Raw genomic sequence first — 21,445 nt, forward strand, 5'->3', positions numbered from 1 at the left:
CTCTACGGATGCATCTAGGAACGGCTACTCCATTTTTCTTTTAATACGGTCAAAACAAACCGGGGAATAGCCAGCTGACGCTTCCAGCGAGAAGGCTGCGAAGCTAGTCGGTAAAACCATTCCAAATGCAATTTTTGCCAAATTTCTGGCGCTCGTTTTACTTTTCCGGAGATGACATCAAAGCTGCCGCCTACCCCCATCATCATCGAGGCATTCAGCCGATCGCGATATTTTACCATCCACTCGTCCTGCCGTGGCGCGCCGAGCGCAACGAACAGCAACTCCGGCTTGGCTTCTGCGATCTCCTGTACAATCTTTTCCTCGTCCTCTGCCCGGAAAAATCCGTCCCGATACCCAACGAGGCGTGCGTTCGGGTAGCGAGCAGCCAGCTTTTCCGCAGCCAGACTGATGACATCCGGCTTGGCTCCCAGCAGGTAGACGCCCCACTGGTGCTTGTTCGCTTCCGTCATCAATGCTTCCAGCAGCTCCACGCCCGTAACGCGCTCACGAATGGGTTGATTCGTCCATTTCGCAGCGTAGACGATCCCGATTCCATCCGGAACGACATAGGCTTGTTCCACAATCGACTGAAACGCGCGATTTTCCCGCGCCAACATGACGATCTCGGGATTGGCGGTTACGACATGGGTCTTTTGGCCGTTTTCAATACGCTCTGCGATATATGTGACTGTCTCGTGGAAACCACGAGTTGAAAATGGCACACCTAATATGGTTGCGACCTGTTTGGCCAATGTTTTCACCTTCATTATATAAGTTGCCCACTAGCCATTTTACCCGAAAAGAAAAGCACATTCAAGATGATCATGAATGTGCTTTATTTCCTGCAGTCAGCGCAAACATCAATTCGCCTTCTGCGACTACTTTCCCATTAACGATCGCTTTCCCGTATCCTTTGCCTACCGTACCGCGCACGCGTGTAAGCTCAACGTCGAGTGTCAGCGTGTCGCCAGGCTTCACCTGATCTTTGAAACGAAACCCGTCAATCCCGGCAAAAAGTCCGATTTTGCCTTGATGTTCTTCCATGCTGAGCATCGCTACAGCCCCAACTTGCGCCAGTGCTTCCACAATCAGGACGCCAGGCATGACTGGATAACCAGGGAAATGTCCTTGGAAAAACGGCTCGTTGACAGTGACGTTTTTGATTCCGACTGCCCGTTTTCCTTGCTCCAGCTCTTCAATCTTGTCCACCAGCAAAAAAGGATAGCGATGAGGAATGATTTCCTGAATTTGCATGATATCAAGCGGTGCTTTGATTTCCATATGTAATCGCTCCATTTCCATACTTATCTAGACTTGTCCGTGCATGAAGACCAGTTGGCAAACTGAGAATAAACATAACTCCCGCCTCCGACATATCGGCACAGCGGGGTTAAAATAACAAGGGCACTTCCTCCCCAAACGGGAAGTGCTCTTTTATCCATCCCTTACGTGCGGTTTAACAGACGAAACTTCCCCAAGTAGATCGCGCTCGTAATGAACGAGAACGCGATTACCGTCCACAAAATCGCTTCGCTGTATGGGAATCGGTACATAGCAAGCGGGATGACCACATACAAAAGAACCGTTGTCAACTTGCCAAACGCGTTTGCCGGCACCGTTTTTTTGCCCCGGAAGTGATAAACAGCTCCTGTAATAATCATAGCCAAATCACGCAAAAAGAAAAACAGGGCGGCCCAAACGCTGATCCGCTCTGTCAAAAACAATGAGGCGATCACCGCCAACATCATTAACTTGTCTGCCAGAGGATCCAACATCATACCGATTGTGGTTACAAGCTTATGTTTCCGCGCGATGTACCCATCTGCAATGTCCGTGACTCCCGCCAAAATCAGGATAGCCAGAGCGATTTCAACGTGGTACGGAATCCCGGAAAAAAAGACATACAGGTACAAAGGGATGAGCACGATGCGAAAGATCGTAAGCAAATTAGGAAGATTCACGGACATCCCTCCGTAGTAAGAATCGTCGCTTCCTTTTTCAACCACTCGATCTATTATACTCTGTGGACAAACTGTGCAACAAGTCCCTCTAAAAAACAGGCAGCCCCAACCATCAGGTTCGGGCTTGTCCACCTTGCTTTTTCTCTTGGATGCTTACGTGTTTGCAAACAGCAAGTCCCACATGTGTTTGTACGTGCCAAGATCAAATACTTCCGCTGTCGGCTTGTGTCCCACAACTCCGTACCCGATTGCCAAACCGATGACGAGAGAGAAAAACAACAGGATCGGGACCAGCACAATTTTGGCAATCGTCACTCGCCAGTTTCTGCCGCTCCGTTCCCGCTCTCTCGGCTTCGTCCTAACCTCTTCGGTATCACGCGGGAACCTTCTGCCCTTCCCTTGTTCCATGCTCCTCTCCTCCGTCATCACTGATTATCTGCTGCGCAACGAGTTGGCAATGCCCATCATTTGGTCGCTGATGCCAATCGCCCGTGAGTTCAACTGATAGGCACGCTGAATGTTCACCAGTTGCGACATCTCTTCTGTCATCGTTACATTGGAGCCTTCGAGCGCTCCTTGACGCAACGTGGCAATTCCTTCATCAATCGCGTTAGCATACTTGGTCGCAGGATTTTCTCCGGAAGCAAGCTCTGCGTCGAACAAGTTTTGCCCCACCTGTTTCAGTTGATCGGGATTATCCACTTTCCAGATTCCGATGTTGCCATAGGCGACTCCGTTTGCTGTCAGCGCGCCCTCTGGCGTAATCTCGATATTTTGCACTGGCTCAGGCAGCACGATGTTCACTCCGTTGTTGTCGGTGAGAATGTGTCCCGACGGCGTGTGCAACACGTAGCCGCCTTCGTCATCGTCAAACTGCACCTTGAAGGAGCCATCTCGTGTCAGCCGGCTTTCTTCCTGGATAACCGCACCGTTCGCATCTTTGATTTTATGCGTGACCAAAAAATAACCTTGCCCTTCAATGGCTACGTCTGTCGGCACATCTGTCATCTTGACGTTGCCTTGTCCGAGATCCAGCTTCGACAAGCCGAGACGTGCACCACTGCCAACACGCAAGCCTACTGGCGTATTGCGGTTTTGATTATCCGCTGCCGGCTGCTCGGTCATCGAATCGGAGAGAAGCTCGGAAAACGATGCCACCCTGCGCTTGTATCCGTTTGTATCGATATTCGCCAGATTGTTGGCCGTATTGTCCAACGCCTGTTGAATACCGCGCATGGCCGATGTGGAAATATTAAGCGACTGCATCCTTCCTACCCCCTATTATCCGTTCACTCGTCCGATTTCATTAGCAGCCTTGTCCAGCGTACCGTCAATCGTCGTAATGACTCGCTGGTTTGCCTCGTATGCACGCAGTACGCTCATCATGCTTGTCATAGTTTGAGCCGGGTCAACATTGGACCGCTCTCTCCATCCTTGCTGCGTACCGTATCTGCCTGCAACAGTCGGCGTATCGTACTCTCCGGCAGCCAATGCAGCCTGGTCTTCCGCTTCCGCGATGTCGATCGCTTTTACCTCTGCGTCTCCTTCATAGCGGAAAATGTTCGTTCCCTCACGAACCAGCTTCTGAGGGTCTGTCACGACGCTCAGGCCGAGCCTCTGGTGGTTGGCCAACACCTGGTAGTCCTTGCTGACCGAATCCCGGTACAACAGCTCGCCAGCCTGATTGATCTTCAAGTCCTGCCCGACATTGACCCCTGTAAGCGGATCATTGTTCAGCCGAATCGCCTGATTTTGATTGTCGAGAACGTAATATCCGTCTGGCGTCACCAGGTACCCTTCCGCATTGACGCTCCAGTTTCCGTTCCGCGTGTAGCGAATATCTTCTTCTTGGGCTGGCTGGGTCAAATCTTCAATCCGTGCCACGCTGTAAAACAGACGGCGCTCATTTCCGTCCTGATCAGGCTGGAGGTTGTCCAAAAGCGCCACATCGTACGGATTGCGCGTCTCTTCAATATCTCCTTGCGTAAAGGCAGGGATCGCTTCCGACATGTACACCCCTGAGTTCAGCCGTCCGATGATCGCAGGCTGGCCAGGCATGGTCGGAACGCCCGGGAAATCAGGTCCTTCGGAATCGCGCATGCGCGAAAGGAGCTGCTCCGGGAAAGCGCGCATGACACCAACATCCTGTTTGTATCCAGGCGTGTTGATGTTAGCCAGGTTGTTCGCCAGCGAATCTTGCCTGTTTTGCAAGGCAAGCATGCCAGATGCAGACGTATACAAGCCTCTGATCACGTAATCTTACCCCCTGAATAATCGCTTATTCGAGTGAGCCGGCACCTTGTCCAGATAGTCCAGCATCATTCCGGTTCCTTTGGCTACACACATCATCGGCTCGTCCGCTACCAGCACAGGAACCTTCAGCTCCTCTGCCAAAATCTCGTCGATGCCATGCAAAAGTGCGCCGCCGCCAGTCAGGAAAACACCCTTATCAATTATATCGGCAGAAAGCTCGGGAGGTGTTCGTTCCAAAACAGATTTCGAGGCTTGTACAATCGCACTCACCGACTCGGCCAGGGCTTCTTGGACTTCGCCGGATTGAATGGTAATGGTTTGCGGCAATCCGCTTACCATGTCCCGACCACGAATGTCCATTTCGTCCTGGCGCCCGCCGGATACGGTTCCGATTTGAACCTTGATATCTTCAGCTGTACGCTCTCCGATCAGCAGTTTGTATTTATTTTTTATGTACCGCATAATAGCCACATCGAATGTGTCCCCAGCTATTTTGATGGAGGAAGACGTGACAATATCGCCCATCGACAGCACCGCTACATCGGTCGTACCCCCACCGATATCCACTACCATATTGCCGGACGGCTGAAAAATGTCCATACCTGCCCCAACTGCGGCAACTTTCGGTTCTTCTTCGATAAACACCTGTCTTGCGCCTCCACTGCGCTCGGCTGCTTCGCGAATCGCCTTTTGCTCTACCGAGGTAATGTTCGTTGGGCAGCAAATCAGGATGCGTGGACGTGCAAACATGCTTTTTCCACCGATTTTGTTCAAAAAGTGCTTCAGCATCGCTTCTGTAATCTCAAAATCGGCAATAACACCTTCGCGCAAAGGTCGGATCGCCACGATATTTCCTGGGGTTCGGCCCACCATGCGATGCGCTTCGTGCCCCACGGCCAATACTTTTCTAGAATTGCTATCTATTGCCACGACAGATGGTTCGTCTAGGACAACACCCTTGCCTTTTACATACACCAAGACATTGGCCGTCCCCAAGTCGATTCCGATATCTTTGCCAAACATGAAAGGTCCTCCCTGTTACCAGTTACATTTCTACCTAATATCATAGGCTCTTCTACGTGAGAGGACAAGGAAATTCTTTATTGCACGCTCTCCTCCTGTTCAACTCGGACTTTTTTACTACGCCGCTTGTATTTGATTTTAGTCGCTTCGCCTCCCCGCAGATGTCTGATAGCTTTGTGATATTCCAAAATTTCCTTAACTTGGTTAGCCAACTCCGGATTTATTTCAGGCAGCCTTTCCGTCAAGTCCTTGTGCACTGTACTTTTGGAAACTCCGAATTCTTTGGCGATCATCCGAACCGTATTTCGCGTCTCTACAATATATCGGCCAATCTTGATGGTCCGCTCTTTGATGTAGTCGTGCACATTACTCGCCTCCTTGTATCTACATTGTCTGATACAATATATGGGTGGGCAGGGACACATATTCTACGTTTCCAAGCCTGACAAGCCAGCACGGCCGCATCTTTTTTCAACAGTTTGTACCAACAGCAAAAAAACACCCGCAAATCGCTTGATTTTACGGGTGTTTTCCATCATTTCGCTAATTATTGATTTTTCGCTTCCGCTTGAATCAAATATTGTTGTGGATTCACTGGCTTGTCGTCGACACGTACTTCGAAGTGGAGATGCACTCCGAAATCTTTCTCGAACTCGTTGCGGCCTGCTGAACCGATCACTTGGCCCTGGGTCACTTCATCACCTGGTTTGACTGTCGTGTTTTCCAGGCTTTGATAGACCGTCACCATTTTGTCAGCGTGCTCCACTTCAACGGTTTTGCCGACGAGCGGATCGTTTTCCACCTTCACGACTTTTCCGGCGAGGGCAGCCACGACATCAAAGCTCTTGCCATCAGTTGCTTTCAAATCAATTCCGGTGTGCGGGTAAAAAGAGTTGCTGTACTTGACCAGCGCCTTTTGCTGCTCGTCTTTGGACGCTTGTTCGTCGTAGTAGCTCATTCCCATTTCATACTGGACATTTTTCCCTACAGGCCATGCCAACGGTTGAACGCCACTTGTCACAGGTACCGCTTCATCGTTTTGCTTCGGTGTCTCAGGAGTCGCTGGAGTTGTCACTGCCACGTTATCCCCGACATTTGCCACTTTGGATACCGTGTCCATGACGCTGCCCTGATACCACATCACAAAAGCGAGAATGATTGCTGCGGTTCCGATGTAGATTGCGGGGAACGCCCACTTCTTACCCAAAACTTTTTTCCAGGAGCTTGCCTTCTTGAATGGAATCGGTTGATTTTGATTCTTTTGATCTTCCATTTTATTCATCACCTCATCCCTCAGTATCGCCAGAATTTTGGCGTATAAACCTGAGAGAGTAGGGAAAAGTAAAAATTTGCGTTCTTTTTCGCTAGGCGCGCACGATTTGAGAGTAATCCTGGAGGTTGATTCCCTGGTAGAAGTGCTTCACGATCTGCTCGGCATTTTTTCCGCTCTTGGCCATGCCGTTTGCTCCCCATTGGCTCATGCCGACTCCGTGGCCGTATCCTTTGGTTGTAATAAACACCTGGTTGCCTCTCAGCTCCAACGTAAAAGAAGACGAGTTCAAGTTCAGCTTTTCGCGAAATTCCCGCCCGCTAAACTCCTTGCCGCCAATGCTGATTTTCCCCACGCGATTTCCCGTCGTGCGCGACTCAATCCGATACCAGGCTCCGTTGGAGGAAGCCTCCTGCACAAGCTTCACGCCCAATTCCTTTTCCAGCTCAGCCGTGGACTTGACCACTGTTTCCTCGTAGCGCGGGGATTCGATATCCCATGGACTTGCCACACTTTTCAGGTACGGAATCGGCTTTTCCCAATATTCGTTCGAGTTCTCGGTAAAGCCGTTGCTGGTGGAAAAGAACGTGGCGTCAATCGGCTCTCCCTGATAAGTCAGCACGACGCCCGCTGTTGCTTGCACAGCCTGCTCTATGCGCTTGCTTTTCCATTCGTACTGGTCTCCCCAGCGTGCACGGCGCTGCGCTTCATCCATATACACCTGATGAGCGACCGTATCCAGCACCTGTCCTCCCGCGGGCACATCATCGAACTTCCCTTGCTTCAGTCTGCGTACGATATACGTCCTCGCTGCCATCGCCTGGGCCTTCAACGCTTCCAGTTCGAACTCGGCCGGCATCTCAGCCGCTACTACCCCTTCGATGTACGTCTCCAGCGGCAATGTTTCCACAACCTTTTTTTCGGTACGGTACACCTTGATGGGAAGCGATTGGGCAGCTCCTGCTGTCGCCGGTTTGTTCTGCTGCTGAACGGCTTCATGTGGGGATGCTGCGGACTCGTGCGAAGGTGCAAACAGATAAACCAGAGCAGCCGGCATCAGGACGAGCAAGATCGGCAAAGTGATAAACCCTATGAGCAAGTAGCGTTTCATCCAAGTGATCCTCCCCGTTAAGTGCTAGACACTTTCAGTCTATGTATGGCAAAAGACCGATAGAACGAGAGAGTAAGAGAGTAGCGAGGGCGACAACAGCTGCAAGCAGACCTCTGCCGGAGCCGTATTGGAAGGGGAAGCAGCTTGGCTTGGGTCTTCGCGCTGACCATTTTCACAAACGAAAAAAAAGATCCCCTGCTTTCGCAGAGAATCTTCGTGTTTGTCATATAGCTGACACATTCGTTACGCAAAATTAGGAGAGAAGCTTACCTTGATCGTATCTGGCAAAACCGCTTCCCGCTTTTTCTCCTCAGGAGTTACGCGCTCCACATCCGCTCCGAGTGCCAACAGCTTTTCCGTGAAGTTCACATACCCGCGGTCGATATGGTGAAGAGCCGTTACCTCTGTCTCTCCTTCCGATACCAACCCAGCCAGCACCAGAGCTGCACCTGCGCGCAGATCGGTTGCCGCCACTTTGCTTCCGGTCAGCTTGGAGCCGCCTTCCACAATGGCACTGCGTCCTTCGATTTTGATATTGGCATTCATGCGGCGGAACTCTTCCACGTGCATAAAACGATTTTCAAAAACCGTCTCGGTCACGATGCTCGTGCCTTCGGAAACAAGCAAAAGCGCCATCATTTGCGACTGCATGTCAGTCGGGAAGCCCGGATATGGCAGCGTCTTGAGATCGACAGCTTTCAGAGCACCTGTGCGGCGAACGCGGATGCCGTTTTCCTGCTCGTCTACCTCTACGCCCATTTCACGCAGCTTGGCTGTTACGGATTTCAGGTGATCGCAAATCGCGCCTTCTACGAATACATCTCCACCCGTGATCGCTGCTGCCACCATGAAGGTTCCAGCTTCAATCCGGTCAGGAATGACGCAATGCGTGCAGCCCTTCATCTTTTCCACGCCTTCGATGCGGATAGAGCCTGTTCCCGCACCGCGGATTTTTGCTCCCATCCGGTTCAGGAAGTTGGCCAGATCGACAATCTCCGGCTCCTCCGCTGCGTTTTCAATCACGGTCGTGCCTTCTGCCAAAGCGGCAGCCATCATGATATTTTCCGTTGCGCCGACGCTTGCGATATCGAGGTAAATCTTTGCCCCTTTCAATCGCCCGTCTGCTTTTGCTTCAATAAACCCTTGTCCGATCTCGATTTTGGCTCCCATAGCCTCAAACCCTTTAAGGTGTTGGTCGATCGGGCGGGTACCAATGGCACAACCACCTGGAAGAGCGACACGAGCCTGTCCTTTTCTAGCCAAAAGCGGCCCCATTACCAGGAAAGAAGCACGCATTTTGCGGACCAGTTCATAAGATGCTTCGACGCTGGTAAGCTCAGAAGCATTGATTGTCAGCACTTCATGATCATATGTAAGGGAGATTCCCATCGATTTCAAGAGGTCGCATATCGTCCTGACATCGTCAAGAGCAGGTACATCCGAAATAACGCATGTGCCTTCTTCTGCCAGGATAGATGCTGCAATAATAGGGAGTACGGCATTTTTGGCGCCAGATACTTTCACATTACCCGCCAATGCCTTACCACCACGGACAATAATTTTATCCAATGTGTACCCCTCCGCGTGCTAATATTCCACTGTGATGATTGGTGTACCTACAGTAACCCATGTGCCAGCATTGCCGCTGTCACGGTGAGTCGCTACCTGCAGATTCATCTTTTGCCCGTTTAACGCAATGAATGGTTCCCACATAGGGGTATGTCCAGAAATACTGACGACCGTCTCATCTTGTAAACGTTCCAATTCTGTTGCCTGGAGGGTAGCAAAAATCGACATAATTTTACCCCCCTGTTGGTCAACACTCATCTTAACATTGTACAATCCGCGAATACAAGTGCTAATTTGCGGAATAAAGTCGGCATTTTTCAGGGCTTTCGCGAAGGTTTCCTGTATCTGCTCTATATATAGTAGGGATTCACGGCTTCCCGATAACTGCAGCACTAGATATGTGTCAAATGAACCATTTTCAGGAACACTTGTCATCTCGTAGCGCACGGAGACGCCGTTTTGCTTGTATGTCGTTCGATACATAAGAACATCGTGGTTCCGCGATTCTTCGATGAGCGAAAGCGGAATCTCTAGCTGTTTTGCCCACATCTTTGCCAACTCAGTGACTTCTTCCTGCCGCTGTACTTCCCCCAGCGCCACTCTCGCACGAACCTGAATGGACACGCCCGTCGCTCCCGAATCCTCAAGCGTTTGCAAGAGCTTGCTCGCAACAGGTTTTGCTTCCGACGCCTGCGCAGGCATCCAATAAACAGCGCCAGTGACCAGCAACAAAGCAAGTACAAGAAGGCCAGACCATTTCCCCATTTTATATCCTCTCCCCATGTTTCACGTACATCTCTTTGTACTTCCCATTTTGCACATGAAACTGGGTGGATATACCAGCAAACTGAATGAAGTTTGGGCGATTAGGAAAACAGATTGCCGAATGTCATGGACCAGCCGAGATAATCGAGGAAAAATCGCGATACTTCGTAGCCGATTACGATCGACAGTAAAATTTGCAGCAGCTTCGCTTGCGCTCCCGCCGGATGCTTCAAGATTTTTTCAAAACGAAATGATTGCAGAGCCCACCATGCGAGTGCAATGAATACAATCGACAAGACGATGCTCAATACGCCGTATACTTCTTGCGGCATGCTTGTTCCTCCTCATGCAAATCAGTCAGCCATCTTCGTCAAAAGAAAAAGGGACAGCCCGAAAAGCGAGCTATCCCTTCTATTGTACATGATGTAGCCATTCGTTACGAGTGTCACTGAAAGTTGGGAGGAAGCATATTCCCAAAGTCAAAAGACGGATTGAAATGAACTTGCACATAATCGGTGACCAGACCAGGGAATGCCCCGAACACGACTGTCAGGATGGCCAGCACGAGGACCAGAGTCCAAATGCCTTTTGGCACGGCAAGCGGAGCTTCGCTCGTTCCCTGACGCATGTACATCTGTCTGATAATCCCGAAGTAATAATAGTAGGAAATGACGCTTGTGACGATCATGATTGCCGCCAGCCAGTAATTTTCCTGGGCCAGCGCACCCATGAACAGATAGAATTTCCCGAAGAATCCTGCGGTGACAGGAATCCCTGCCAGCGACAGAAGGAAAATGCTCATCGCAATCGCCATGACAGGAGAACGGTGATACAAACCGGCAAAACCTTTCAGATCTTCTGTTCCCTGCTCACGTGTCACCACCATGATGACGGCAAAAGCACCAAAGCTGACGAGCATGTACCCGAACAGGTAGAAGATCACTTCACCGAAAAACAAAGTCGTCGGCGGCACAAACGGAACGAGTATATACCCCGCCTGCGCAATTCCCGAGTAGGCCATCATGCGCTTGACGTTTGTTTGCCTGAGCGCCATCGTGTTCCCGATAATCATGGAAGCAGCCGCCATGATGCCGAGATAGAGACTCGCCTCCTGGAAAAAGAAGCGATCCGTTCCGTTCGAAACGTTGAAAAACGAGATCAGCAAGACTCTGAATACGAGCGAGAAGCCTGCCGCTTTTGATACGACGGCCAGAAAAGCCGTTACGGGAGTCGGAGCGCCCTGGTATACATCCGGAGCCCACATGTGGTTAGGCGCCGCGGATATTTTAAAAGCAAGCCCGACCGCCAGAAACGCAAATGCCATGTACACGAGGAACTGATAGCCCGCCATTCCCGCTTCTGCGAGACGGAACGAAATCTCGTAAATATGTGTCGTACCCGTCAAGCCGTACACGTACGACATCCCAAACAAGATGACGGCCGTGGCGATTCCGCCCGATACCACGTATTTAAAAGCTGATTCATTCGATTGCAGCGACTTTTTTCTCAATCCCACAAGCACGTAGGATGACAGGGACAACAGCTCAAGTCCGACAAACAGCGTGATCAGGTCTGCCGAAGACGCCATGACCATGGCCCCCAAAAGTCCTGTCAGCATCAAATAGTAATACTCTCCTGTGTGGGTGACCTCCCCCTTTTTCAGATACGAAAGAGAGAGCAAAATCGCAAATGCCGTCCCGGCCAGGAATAGCAGCTTGAAAGCATTGCCGTAGTCATCGATGCGGATCATGTCCGCCATGTAGCTGTACGGCTTGTCGAGCACATTCACATTGACGAAGACAAAGACCGCTGCCAACACTACCCCTGCAAGCGACAGCCAACCGATCACCTGTCTACCGAGACGCTTGCCCGCAAACAAATCCAGCAGCGACAGAAACGTCGCAAATCCGAGAATGATAAATTCGGGCAGAAGGTAGCTCCAGTCATATGAGAATATATCTTTTACGTCCATGGATTACCCTCCTATTCCCGTTACAATCGGTACGATCGTCTTCAGAGCCTGCTGCATCGGATTTCCCAGGACAGCTGGATAGACGCCGATGAGGATAATAAACCCGAGAAGCACGACCATCGGAATCACTTCCATCGGCTGTGCATCCGCAAGACCTGTGAAGCGGCTTGGTGTCGGCCCAAATGTCGTTCGCATGATCGCTCGCAACAAATAGACGGCTGTAAGCACGATCCCAAGCGCCCCGATCGCAGCCAGTACAGGCATTCGACCGAACAGTCCCAGGAAAGCAAAGAACTCACTGATAAATCCGGACATGCCAGGCAGTCCGAGCGATGCCATACCGCCAGCCAAAAAGACGCCGCTGACAAATGGCATGGATTTGGACAAGCCGCCAAGGTCGTCGATCATCGAAGTTTGCGTCCGGTCCCAAATGACGCCGATCAGGAAGAACAACAGCGCCGAAATAAAACCGTGAGAGACAACCTGGAACATCGCTCCTTGAAAGCCGATCGAGTTCATGGCCGCAAAACCAAGGAGAACGATCCCCATATGGCTGATACTGGAGTACGCCAGAACCATTTTCAAATCTTTTTGCACAAAAGCGAGCACCGCGCCATACAGCACGTTGATGATTCCCAGGATCGCCAGCCATGTAGAGAACTGGTACGCCTGTTCCGGGAAAAATCCGATGCCCATCCGCAAAAGTCCGTATGCCCCCATCTTCAGCAAAATGCCGGAGTGGATCATAACGATGGACGGCGGAGCCTGTACGTGCACTTTCAGCATCCACGTATGGAACGGAAACACCGGAAGCTTGATCGCGAAGGCAACGAACAGGGCCATGAACAAGGCGAAGCGAACTGTTGGCGTCAGCGCTGCTGTGACCGGATGGTCCGGTGTCGTCAAAATCGCGGCAATCTGATCGATATTCAGTGTTCGCATGACGACGAAAATAGCGATGAAGGCCAGCAGCATGATGCCGGAACCGATTCCGTTGTACAACAGGAACTTGTTGGCCGCATGCTCGCGTTCGCCATAGCCCCATATTCCGACCAGGAAGTACATCGGCACCAGTGTCAGCTCGAAGAAAATGAAGAACAGGAACAGGTTGTCGGCTGCGAAAACTCCGAGCATCCCGATCAGCAGCAGATGGAACAAGATGAAAAATTCCTTCAGCCGCTTTTTGATCTGCCAGGAAGCGACCGCAGCGAGAGTTCCGATGATCGCTGTCAGCAAAATCAACGGCATGGAAATCCCGTCCACACCAAGCTCATAGTTGATTTCAAAAGCGAATACCGTACCTGTCTGAGCAAGTCCGATCGGAATGGAAATCCAGTCATGACGCTCGACAAACTGCAGATTGGATGTATCGTAATTGAACAAACCGAACATCCAAAATGCCAGGATCAACGGCAACAAGGTTCCCAGTATCCCGACCTGCTTGATTGCCGCGAATCGACGACCAGGGATGCAAGCGATCACGAGAATCGCCAGAAGTGGAGAGAACACCAGCGACGACAAAAGGATATTAGCGCCCGAAACCAAAGAGTCCACCTCCCTCGACCGTCAAACTGATGGCAAGGATCAACAGCAGCAGGCCAAACAGAACCATCGCCCCGTAAGACTGGATCTGGCCGCTTTGCACACGTGCATGTAAAGCGCCAATTCCCTGCGTAATCTTGGCTGTCAGCCCAACCAGGCCATCCACCACGTATTTGTCAAACCCGTTCAAAATGATTCCCAGCCAGCCAAGTGGCCGCACAATCACATTCTGGTACAGTTCATCCACATAGTATTTTCGGTAAGAGAGTCGATAGAGCCACGGCATCGCTTCGGGAATACTGTTTGGCGATACCGACTTTTTGCCGTACATCAGGTAGGCTAAAATGACGCCCAGCACCGAGATGAGCAAAGCGACGATTTGCAGCCAGGAAGCGGCATGCTCTGTTCCTTCGCCAAACACGTTGACAATTGCCGTACCTGTTCCTGTTGACAAAATCCAGTCAGTCAGCAAAGGTGCGTAAGGCGTGTTCACAAATCCGGCGACTACAGCAAGCAGCGCCAAAATTAGCAAAGGCCCAGTCATGACGCCAGGTGACTCGTGTGCTTCGTGCTTGCCCCGAGCTTTTCCCGTGAACGTGAGGAAAAACAATCGGAACATATAGAATGCGGTAAAGAAAGCCGCAACCAGCGCAATAACCAGCAGATCGTAGCGATGCGCTCCATATACAGCGCCCAAAATCGCTTCTTTCGACCAGAATCCGGCGAAAGGAAAGATTCCCGCAATAGCCAGACAGCCGATCAAAAACGTTAGTGCTGTGACAGGCATCTTTTTCCACAGGCCGCCCATTTCAAACACATCTTGCGTATGTACGGCGTGGATTACGCTGCCCGCTCCGAGAAAGAGCAACGCTTTGAAAAAGGCGTGCGTCATCAGGTGAAACGATCCCGCCACATAGCCGGCAGCACCGGCAACCCCCAGCGCCATCATCATGTACCCGAGCTGACTGACTGTGGAATACGCAAGCACACGTTTGATGTCGCGCTGTGTCAAACCGATGGAAGCGGCAAAAATCGCCGTGATGCCACCTACATAAGCCACTACAGTCAAAGCCGTATCAGAAGCGATGAACAGCGGATAAGTCGCAGCCACCAGGTACACACCGGCAGCAACCATCGTCGCTGCGTGAATCAAGGCAGATACAGGCGTAGGACCTTCCATCGCATCAGGCAACCACGTATGCAGCGGGAATTGGCCTGATTTCCCCATCGCACCGATAAAAATCAAAATCGCTGCGACTGTAATCATCCACGGCTCCAGTCGTCCGAGAGCTACGCTTTCGAAGATCGGCCCGTACTCAAAACTTCCGGTCCACCAGAACAGCAAGCATATCCCAATGAACAATCCCAGGTCGCCAATCCGCGTAACGATAAATGCCTTTTTCGCAGCCGCTTTGGCTTCCGGTTTGAAATAGTAATAACCGACGAGCAGGAAGGAACAGACACCAACCAGCTCCCAGAAAATGTACACTTGCAAAAGGTTCGGAGAAATGACCAGCCCGAGCATGGAAAACGTGAACAGGGCGAGATATTGGTAAAACACCGGAAAGCGCTCGTCGCCATGCATGTAGCCTTTGGAATAAATCTGAACGAGCAAGCTGACCAGCGTGACGATAACCAGCATCATCGCATTGAGCGGAGTTACCTCAAAGCCCATATTGATCACGATGTCACCGACATGAAGCCAATCTACCACATAGTTGTAGTCTACTCCCCCATCCCGGAATCTCTGCCAAAAAGCGAGGACGGCGATTCCGAAAGAAACAGCTGTCAGCCCGATGCCGACTATGGCCGCTCCTTCTTTCAACTGGCGACCAAACGAAACGATCACGATGAAAGCAAGAAGCGGAAACAGAGGGATGAGCCAGGCGTAGTGCAAAAAAGTATCCATCTTTGTCCTCCTTATCAGGTCTCCATCTATCGTTTCATTTGGTCTATTTCATCTACATTGACTGTTTCCTTGTTGCGGTAGAGCGCGATCAAGATCGCCAGACCCACTGCGACCTCGGCAGCAGCAACCGTCATGGTGAACAAGGTGAAAATTTGCCCGGCTACAGCGGGGTACAAGCCGTATTTGGAAAACGCGACCAGATTGATATTCACCGCATTCAGCATCAATTCGATCGAGATTAAAACGACAACCGCATTTCGCTTTGTCAGTGCTCCGTACAAACCGACACAGAACAAAATCAATGCGACCATTAAGTAGGAGGTAATGCTCACTGTCATTCGTTATCCCCCTCCTTTTTTGCCATGATGATCGCACCGACCAACGCGACCAAGAGCAGTACGGACAACAGTTCAAATGGAATGACGTACTTCGTGAATACTTCCAGTCCGATTTCTTTGGCGTTGCTCACAGGAGAAGCCACTGGCGGCGGTGGTGCAGGCCACGGTGTGTTTTGGATTCCCCAGAACAACAGGCCGAACAAACCAGCGACAAACAACAGAATGAAGCGGTTTTTCCACTTGCGCCCTGTTCCTTCGTCCTGGGCATCGTGCTTGGTGAGCATGATTCCAAACAGCATCAGAATGGAAATCGCACCAGAGTAGACCAGCACTTGCGCCACGCCTACAAACTCTGCTCCGAGCAAAACAAACAGTCCTGCGATGCTGATAAATGTGACCCCGAGCGAGATTACCATGTGTACAACACGAGTAAAACTGATCATGAAGACTGCGCCGCCAATCGTCAGGAGAGACAGGATAAAAAAGGCTGCAAATTCGCCAGTCATGCTAGTTCTCCTCCCTGACGTTTGTATTGTTGTCATCCAGCCATTTCAAGTTTTTGTACAGTTCGTCCCTGCTGTAAGCTGCCAGCTCGAAGTTGTTGGTCATCACAATCGCTTCGGTAGGGCAAACCTCCGTACAGAGATCGCACAAGATGCACAGCTCGAAGTTGATATCGTACGTATCGATGATCTTTCCCTTTTTATCCGGATCAGGATGGGGCTTCCCTGTCAATTGAATGCACTCGGTCGGACAAATGCGGGCGCATTGGTTGCAAACGATGCATTTTTCCGGGGAAAAGTGTTGGATGCCGCGAAAGCGTGGCGGCATGGGAAAGGGCACATCCGGATAAAAATGGGTAACTTTTTTCTCCGTGAGTTTTTTAAAGGTATACCCAAGGCCTTTAGCCAGTCCAAGCATGTGTGTCACCCCTCAGAATTTGAGTTACTTGACTATCGCCTTGCCAATGGCGAAGCCTGCGCGTAGAAACCCGTAACGCCTAGCAGTTGCTTTCTGCCGCCAAAATCAGAACATCCCGTTTTGATAGGAGACGACGACAGCGGTAAGCAGTATGTTGAACAGCGCGATTGGCAGAAGCACTTTCCAGGCAAACGACATCAGTTGGTCTACTCGCAAGCGCGGCATGGTAGCCCGAATCCAAAACTGAAGGAAGATGTACAGCGAGAACTTGAGCACAAACCAGACGATTCCCGGAATAAAGCCCAAAGCCGGATGAATCGGCAGCCATCCACCAAGGAACAAAATCGTAATCAGCGTCCCCATCCCGAACATGTACACGTACTCTGCCAGCATGAACATGGCAAAACGGAATCCGGAGTATTCGACGTGATATCCGGCTACCAGCTCCGATTCGGCTTCAGGCAGGTCAAACGGCGTACGGTTCAGCTCTGCCTGAGCAGCAATGATAAATACGGCAAATCCGATAAACTGCGGAACAATATTCCAGACATCCCGCTGCGCCTCGACAATTTCCCTGAGATTCATGCTGCCCGTCAACAGAACGACACCAACCACGGACATGACCAGCGGCACTTCATAGCTGATCATCTGCGCAGCAGAGCGGAGACCCCCGATCAGCGAATACTTGTTGTTCGAAGCCCAGCCAGCCGTAATCACCCCGAGCACCGTAATGCCGGAAAGCGCGATATAGTACAGCAGGCCGATTCCCAAATCGGCAAACTGGATGCTTTCCGTAAACGGCATGACTGCCAGGACAGCGAAGGCGGGCGCATAAGCCAAAATCGGCGCCAATGTGAACAAAGCTTTGTCAGCGTGCTTGGGACGCGTATCTTCTTTCAACAGCAGCTTGGTAACGTCAGCAACGGTTTGCAAAAGTCCCAAAGGCCCGACGCGATTGGGCCCAATGCGCAGCTGCATCCAACCGATGACTTTGCGCTCGAAGTAGATAGCGTATGTGACGAATCCCAGCAAAACGGCCAGCAGGATCACCGCCGCCAAAATAAACCAGAGAGTGTTTCCCCATGAGGGGGCTTGCTGCAAAAGCGCATTCATCAACAGTCAACCTCCCCGAGCACGATGTCGATGCTGCCCAGGATGACGATCATGTTGGCAAGGCTTTCTCCCTGCAACAATGTGGGCAGAATTTGCAGATTGGTAAAGGACGGCCGTCTGAATTTCAATCTCCAAGGCTTATCCTTACCCTGGCTTGCGATGTAGCAGCCGATTTCCCCACGCGGAGACTCGATCCGCACATAAGTCTCGCCAGCTGGTGGCCGAATGACACGAGGCACTTTGCCGATCACTTCCCCTTCGCTCGGGAACTGCTCCAGGGCTTGCTCCAAAATGCGCAACGACTGTTCAATCTCTGCCATGCGCACTTGATAGCGCGCCATGCAATCGCCCTCTGTCGCAGTCGGAACATCAAAATCGAAGCGATCATAGATGCAATATGGCTCATCTTTGCGCAAATCCCACTTCACGCCAGTGGCTCGCAGCATAACGCCAGACAGCGAGTAATCCAATGCCGTACTGGTGTCGAATTTTCCGATGCCTTTGATCCTGCTGATAAAAATTTCGTTTCCGGATACGAGCTGGTGGTAGTTGTTCAGTTCCTTCTTCATGTATTGGACAAATTCCTTTGCCTTGTCTACCCAGCCTGGAGGCGCATCCCACTTCACGCCACCGATCCGCATGTAGTTGAAAGTCATTCGCGCTCCACACAGCTCGTTAAACAGGTCAAGGATCATTTCCCGATCGCGGAACGCATACAGAAACGGTCCCATTGCACCGATGTCGAGCAAATAAGTTCCCCACCAGACCAGGTGACTTGCCACCCTGTTCAATTCCATGGCAATCAGGCGCAAGAACTGGGCACGCTCGGGTATTTCCAGACCCATCATCGTCTCTACCGCGTGACAGAGCACATAGTTGTTGGTCATGGCAGATACGTAGTCCATCCTGTCGGTGTAAGGAATAATCTGCGTATAGTTCAGATTTTCCGCCAGCTTTTCGGTGCCGCGATGGAGATAGCCCATGACCGGAATAGCTTCCTTGATCGTTTCGCCATCAATTTTGACGACCAAGCGAAATACTCCGTGTGTACTTGGATGCTGCGGGCCGACATTCAGAAGCATCTCTTCCGTGCGAATGCCGTTTTCTGAAGAGGTATCGACACTTGTTGTGAGGATGTTCTGGTTCATCAGTTAAACCTCCTCGTCGTATTGCACATAATCTTTTCGCAGCGGATAGCCTACCCAATCATCCGGCAGCAAAATTCGACGCAAATCCTTATGTCCCGGGAAATGAATCCCCAACAAGTCAAAAGTCTCTCTTTCATTCCAATTGGCGCCGTTCCATACGTCCATGACAGACGGCACAGACGACTGTTCCCGACTGGTTTTGACTTTTACCGCCAGGCTTTGCCGATTTTTGTAGGAGTACAGATGGTAGTAAACTTCCATCCTGTCCTCATAATCGACGCCATGCAAATCTGACAAATATTCAAAGGCCAATTGCCCGTCTTCTTTCAGAAACTGGGCAATCTCGTGCCACCGTTCGTTCTGAATAACCAATGTCGGGACTTCCTTGGCCAATTCGTTAATATAACTGGCTTCCAGCACTTCTTTGCCGAACTTCTCTGTAATACGCAGCACGTACTTGTCGAGATACGGTTGGTTTTTGGAAGGAGCTTTTGGCGTTTCTGCTGCTTCCGCTCCATCGCCAGTCGCTTGAGCAGCTTTTGCCTTTGCAGCGGCTGCGGCGGCAGCCTTGGCTTTTGCTGCTGCGGCGGCTTTCGCTTTGGCGTCATCATCCCCGCCATCTGCTGGCGAGCCACCCGCTTCTCTCTCGGCCTTCGCCTTAGCTGCAGCGGCGGCAGCTGCTTTTGCTTTGGCCGCTGCGGCGGCTTTTGCCTTCGCTTCCGCATCTGCCCCCTCTGCTGACGAAGCGCCATCTCCCTGCTGGGCAGATTCTTTCGCTTCCTTGGCAGCTTTCGCTTTTGCCAGCGCTTCTGCGGCGGCAGCTTTTTTCGCCGCTGCTTTTTCTTCCGGCGTCATTTCCGAGACTGGCTTCGTTGCTGGTGCTGCTGCTTCGCTTGGCGCATCTGTTCCGGCTTCCTTCGCAGCTTTGGCTTTGGCAATCGCTTCTGCCGCTGCCGCTTTTTTCGCCGCTGCTTTTTCTTCCGGCGTCATTTCCGAAACTGGCTTCGTTGCTGGTGCTGCTGCCTCGCTTGGCGTATCTGCTCCGGCTTCCTTCGCAGCTTTGGCTTTGGCAATCGCTTCTGCGGCGGCAGCCTTTTTCGCTGCTGCTTTTTCTTCCGGCGTCATTTCCGAGACTGGCTTCGCTGCTGGTGCGGCTGCTTCGCTTGGCGTATCAGCCCCGGCTTCCTTTGCAGCTTTCGCTTTGGCAATCGCTTCTGCGGCCGCCGCCTTTTTCGCTGCTGCTTTTTCTTCCGGTGTCATTTCCGAGACTAGCTTCGCTGCTGATGCTTCCTCTTGCGAATCTGCGGCTTGTGCCTGAGCTTCTTCTTGAGCTGGTGGAGCTGCCTCTGCGCCCTGCTCTTCCTGTTCTCTTAATTTTCGCAAAGCTTCAGCTTTGGCGCGCGCCTCGGCTGCTGCCTGCGCCTTTTCTTCCGGCGTTGGCCTGCGTTTTTCTTCACTCATGGACTGGTCACCCGCTTCCCAGTCTTCGCTTCATAGCGAATTTTTTCCTGAAGTTTGTTGATTCCGTAAATCAGGGCGGCAGGGTTAGGTGGACACCCTGGAATGTATACATCGACGGGAACGATCTGATCGACACCTTTTACGACACTGTACGAGCGCACATATGGTCCGCCCGCCGTCGCACAGGACCCCATCGCAATCACCCACTTCGGTTCAGGCATCTGGTCGTACAAGCGGCGCAGCAATGGAGCCATTTTTTTCGTAACCGTTCCGGCTACGATCATGACATCGGATTGGCGCGGCGAAGCCCGGAAAATTACCCCGAACCTGTCCAGATCGTATCGCGCTCCCCCGGTTCCCATCATCTCAATCGCGCAACAGGCAAGGCCAAAAGTCAAAGGCCAGAGCGAATTGCTTCGCACCCATCCTTTTACCGTTTCCAAAGTCGTAAACATGACGTTTCGATTCAGTTCTTCTTGCAATTCAGGCGCAATGCTTGTCAGATCTAGTTCCATTCCAGCACCTTCTTTCTCCACGCGTAAATCAGCCCTACCACAAGCAAGGATATAAAGATGACCATCTCGACCAGGGCGAACAGCCCCAACTCTTTGTAAGCGACGGCCCACGGGTACAGAAAGAGTGTTTCTACATCGAAAATGACAAACATAAGGGCAAAGATGTAATACTTCACGTTGAAACGTACCCAGCTGTCACCAACAGGAATGTTACCGCTTTCATAAGTGGTTTGCTTCTCCCGTGTCGGTTTCTTTGGACGCAGTAGTGGACCAACGAAGCTGACAGTAGCTACGGGCAACAACACACCGAGAAACAAAAAGATCGCGACAATAACATAATTGTTGGTATAGATGTCAATCACCCACGTTCCCTCCGCTCGTAAGAAAGATATGAATCTGTCTTGCGCTGCCCTCCAGATGAAGTATGAACATCATCAAAAGGGTACTCCTTGCAGCATCGCAGATGAAGGTATGAACGTAGTCGCAGACCGATACTGCTAGAAAAAAATACCTTTATCATTATATCAAATTGCCAATTGGGTGTCTAACGAAAGCCTTCCTGTAGTCCCATATA

24 protein-coding genes are annotated in these 21,445 nt (G+C 51.3%); all 24 read right to left on the reverse strand.

Annotated elements, in window-relative coordinates; translation table 11 throughout:
• Positions 1-14: 14 nt before the first annotated feature.
• Complete coding sequence (locus tag NST23_RS26030) at positions 15-767, reverse strand: WecB/TagA/CpsF family glycosyltransferase (RefSeq protein ID WP_122962612.1); 753 nt, start codon at positions 765-767, stop codon at positions 15-17.
• Positions 768-822: 55 nt separating this feature from the next.
• Positions 823-1,281: a 3-hydroxyacyl-ACP dehydratase FabZ gene (gene fabZ, locus NST23_RS26035; protein ID WP_063229023.1), complete on the reverse strand. Its 459-nt coding sequence runs from the start codon at positions 1,279-1,281 to the stop codon at positions 823-825.
• 164 nt (positions 1,282-1,445) lie between these two features.
• Positions 1,446-1,967 carry a CDP-alcohol phosphatidyltransferase family protein gene (locus NST23_RS26040; protein WP_063229043.1) on the reverse strand — a complete coding sequence of 174 codons (522 nt, stop codon included), beginning with the start codon at positions 1,965-1,967 and terminating at the stop codon, positions 1,446-1,448.
• 147 nt (positions 1,968-2,114) lie between these two features.
• Positions 2,115-2,369: a DNA-directed RNA polymerase subunit beta gene (locus NST23_RS26045; protein WP_063229022.1), complete on the reverse strand. Its 255-nt coding sequence runs from the start codon at positions 2,367-2,369 to the stop codon at positions 2,115-2,117.
• 24 nt (positions 2,370-2,393) lie between these two features.
• The gene (locus tag NST23_RS26050; RefSeq protein ID WP_122962610.1) at positions 2,394-3,227 is read right to left on the reverse strand and encodes a flagellar hook-basal body protein; all 834 of its coding nucleotides are present in this window, start codon (positions 3,225-3,227) and stop codon (positions 2,394-2,396) included.
• Between the two features lie 15 nt (positions 3,228-3,242).
• Positions 3,243-4,214, reverse strand: a complete 972-nt coding sequence (locus NST23_RS26055; protein WP_173599022.1) for a flagellar hook-basal body protein — start codon at positions 4,212-4,214, stop codon at positions 3,243-3,245.
• 6 nt (positions 4,215-4,220) lie between these two features.
• Positions 4,221-5,237, reverse strand: coding sequence for a rod shape-determining protein (locus tag NST23_RS26060; RefSeq protein WP_122962608.1), 1,017 nt, complete (start codon positions 5,235-5,237; stop codon positions 4,221-4,223).
• A gap of 77 nt (positions 5,238-5,314) precedes the next feature.
• Complete coding sequence (gene spoIIID, locus NST23_RS26065; RefSeq protein ID WP_005831806.1) at positions 5,315-5,602, reverse strand: sporulation transcriptional regulator SpoIIID; 288 nt, start codon at positions 5,600-5,602, stop codon at positions 5,315-5,317.
• Between the two features lie 182 nt (positions 5,603-5,784).
• Positions 5,785-6,510, reverse strand: a complete 726-nt coding sequence (locus NST23_RS26070; RefSeq protein ID WP_063229018.1) for a M23 family metallopeptidase — start codon at positions 6,508-6,510, stop codon at positions 5,785-5,787.
• A gap of 91 nt (positions 6,511-6,601) precedes the next feature.
• Complete coding sequence (gene spoIID / locus NST23_RS26075) at positions 6,602-7,618, reverse strand: stage II sporulation protein D (RefSeq protein WP_122962607.1); 1,017 nt, start codon at positions 7,616-7,618, stop codon at positions 6,602-6,604.
• Between the two features lie 243 nt (positions 7,619-7,861).
• Positions 7,862-9,187 carry a UDP-N-acetylglucosamine 1-carboxyvinyltransferase gene (gene murA, locus NST23_RS26080; protein ID WP_122962606.1) on the reverse strand — a complete coding sequence of 442 codons (1,326 nt, stop codon included), beginning with the start codon at positions 9,185-9,187 and terminating at the stop codon, positions 7,862-7,864.
• A gap of 18 nt (positions 9,188-9,205) precedes the next feature.
• Entirely contained in the window at positions 9,206-9,952 is a 747-nt protein-coding gene (locus NST23_RS26085; RefSeq protein WP_122962605.1) for a YwmB family TATA-box binding protein, read from the reverse strand.
• Positions 9,953-10,053: 101 nt separating this feature from the next.
• A complete protein-coding gene (locus NST23_RS26090) occupies positions 10,054-10,284 on the reverse strand; it encodes a DUF1146 family protein (protein WP_063229014.1) in 231 nt (76 codons plus the stop codon).
• 113 nt (positions 10,285-10,397) lie between these two features.
• Complete coding sequence (gene nuoN, locus NST23_RS26095; protein ID WP_122962604.1) at positions 10,398-11,924, reverse strand: NADH-quinone oxidoreductase subunit NuoN; 1,527 nt, start codon at positions 11,922-11,924, stop codon at positions 10,398-10,400.
• A gap of 3 nt (positions 11,925-11,927) precedes the next feature.
• Positions 11,928-13,469, reverse strand: a complete 1,542-nt coding sequence (locus tag NST23_RS26100; protein WP_340964920.1) for a complex I subunit 4 family protein — start codon at positions 13,467-13,469, stop codon at positions 11,928-11,930.
• Positions 13,453-15,375 (reverse strand): NADH-quinone oxidoreductase subunit L, encoded by a 1,923-nt coding sequence (gene nuoL, locus NST23_RS26105; protein WP_281868902.1) that lies wholly within the window; start codon positions 15,373-15,375, stop codon positions 13,453-13,455. The genes NST23_RS26100 and nuoL overlap by 17 nt, the downstream gene beginning before the upstream one ends.
• Positions 15,376-15,401: 26 nt before the next feature.
• Positions 15,402-15,713, reverse strand: coding sequence for an NADH-quinone oxidoreductase subunit NuoK (gene nuoK / locus NST23_RS26110; protein WP_122962601.1), 312 nt, complete (start codon positions 15,711-15,713; stop codon positions 15,402-15,404).
• Positions 15,710-16,219 (reverse strand): NADH-quinone oxidoreductase subunit J, encoded by a 510-nt coding sequence (locus NST23_RS26115; protein ID WP_063229009.1) that lies wholly within the window; start codon positions 16,217-16,219, stop codon positions 15,710-15,712. Before NST23_RS26115 ends, nuoK begins: the two co-directional genes overlap by 4 nt.
• A gap of 1 nt (position 16,220) precedes the next feature.
• Positions 16,221-16,634 carry an NADH-quinone oxidoreductase subunit NuoI gene (gene nuoI, locus NST23_RS26120; protein ID WP_063229008.1) on the reverse strand — a complete coding sequence of 138 codons (414 nt, stop codon included), beginning with the start codon at positions 16,632-16,634 and terminating at the stop codon, positions 16,221-16,223.
• Positions 16,635-16,739: 105 nt separating this feature from the next.
• Entirely contained in the window at positions 16,740-17,750 is a 1,011-nt protein-coding gene (nuoH, locus tag NST23_RS26125; RefSeq protein ID WP_173596373.1) for an NADH-quinone oxidoreductase subunit NuoH, read from the reverse strand.
• Positions 17,747-18,895, reverse strand: a complete 1,149-nt coding sequence (locus NST23_RS26130) for an NADH-quinone oxidoreductase subunit D (RefSeq protein ID WP_063229006.1) — start codon at positions 18,893-18,895, stop codon at positions 17,747-17,749. The genes nuoH and NST23_RS26130 overlap by 4 nt, the downstream gene beginning before the upstream one ends.
• A gap of 3 nt (positions 18,896-18,898) precedes the next feature.
• Positions 18,899-20,356: an NADH-quinone oxidoreductase subunit C gene (locus NST23_RS26135; protein WP_340964922.1), complete on the reverse strand. Its 1,458-nt coding sequence runs from the start codon at positions 20,354-20,356 to the stop codon at positions 18,899-18,901.
• Positions 20,353-20,871, reverse strand: coding sequence for a NuoB/complex I 20 kDa subunit family protein (locus NST23_RS26140; RefSeq protein ID WP_063229004.1), 519 nt, complete (start codon positions 20,869-20,871; stop codon positions 20,353-20,355). Before NST23_RS26140 ends, NST23_RS26135 begins: the two co-directional genes overlap by 4 nt.
• A complete protein-coding gene (locus NST23_RS26145; RefSeq protein ID WP_063229003.1) occupies positions 20,862-21,233 on the reverse strand; it encodes an NADH-quinone oxidoreductase subunit A in 372 nt (123 codons plus the stop codon). The genes NST23_RS26140 and NST23_RS26145 overlap by 10 nt, the downstream gene beginning before the upstream one ends.
• Between the last annotated feature and the right edge of the window lie 212 nt (positions 21,234-21,445).

Origin of the sequence: Brevibacillus sp. FSL K6-0770 (assembly GCF_038000275.1) — a bacterium.
GTDB lineage: Bacteria > Bacillota > Bacilli > Brevibacillales > Brevibacillaceae > Brevibacillus > Brevibacillus parabrevis.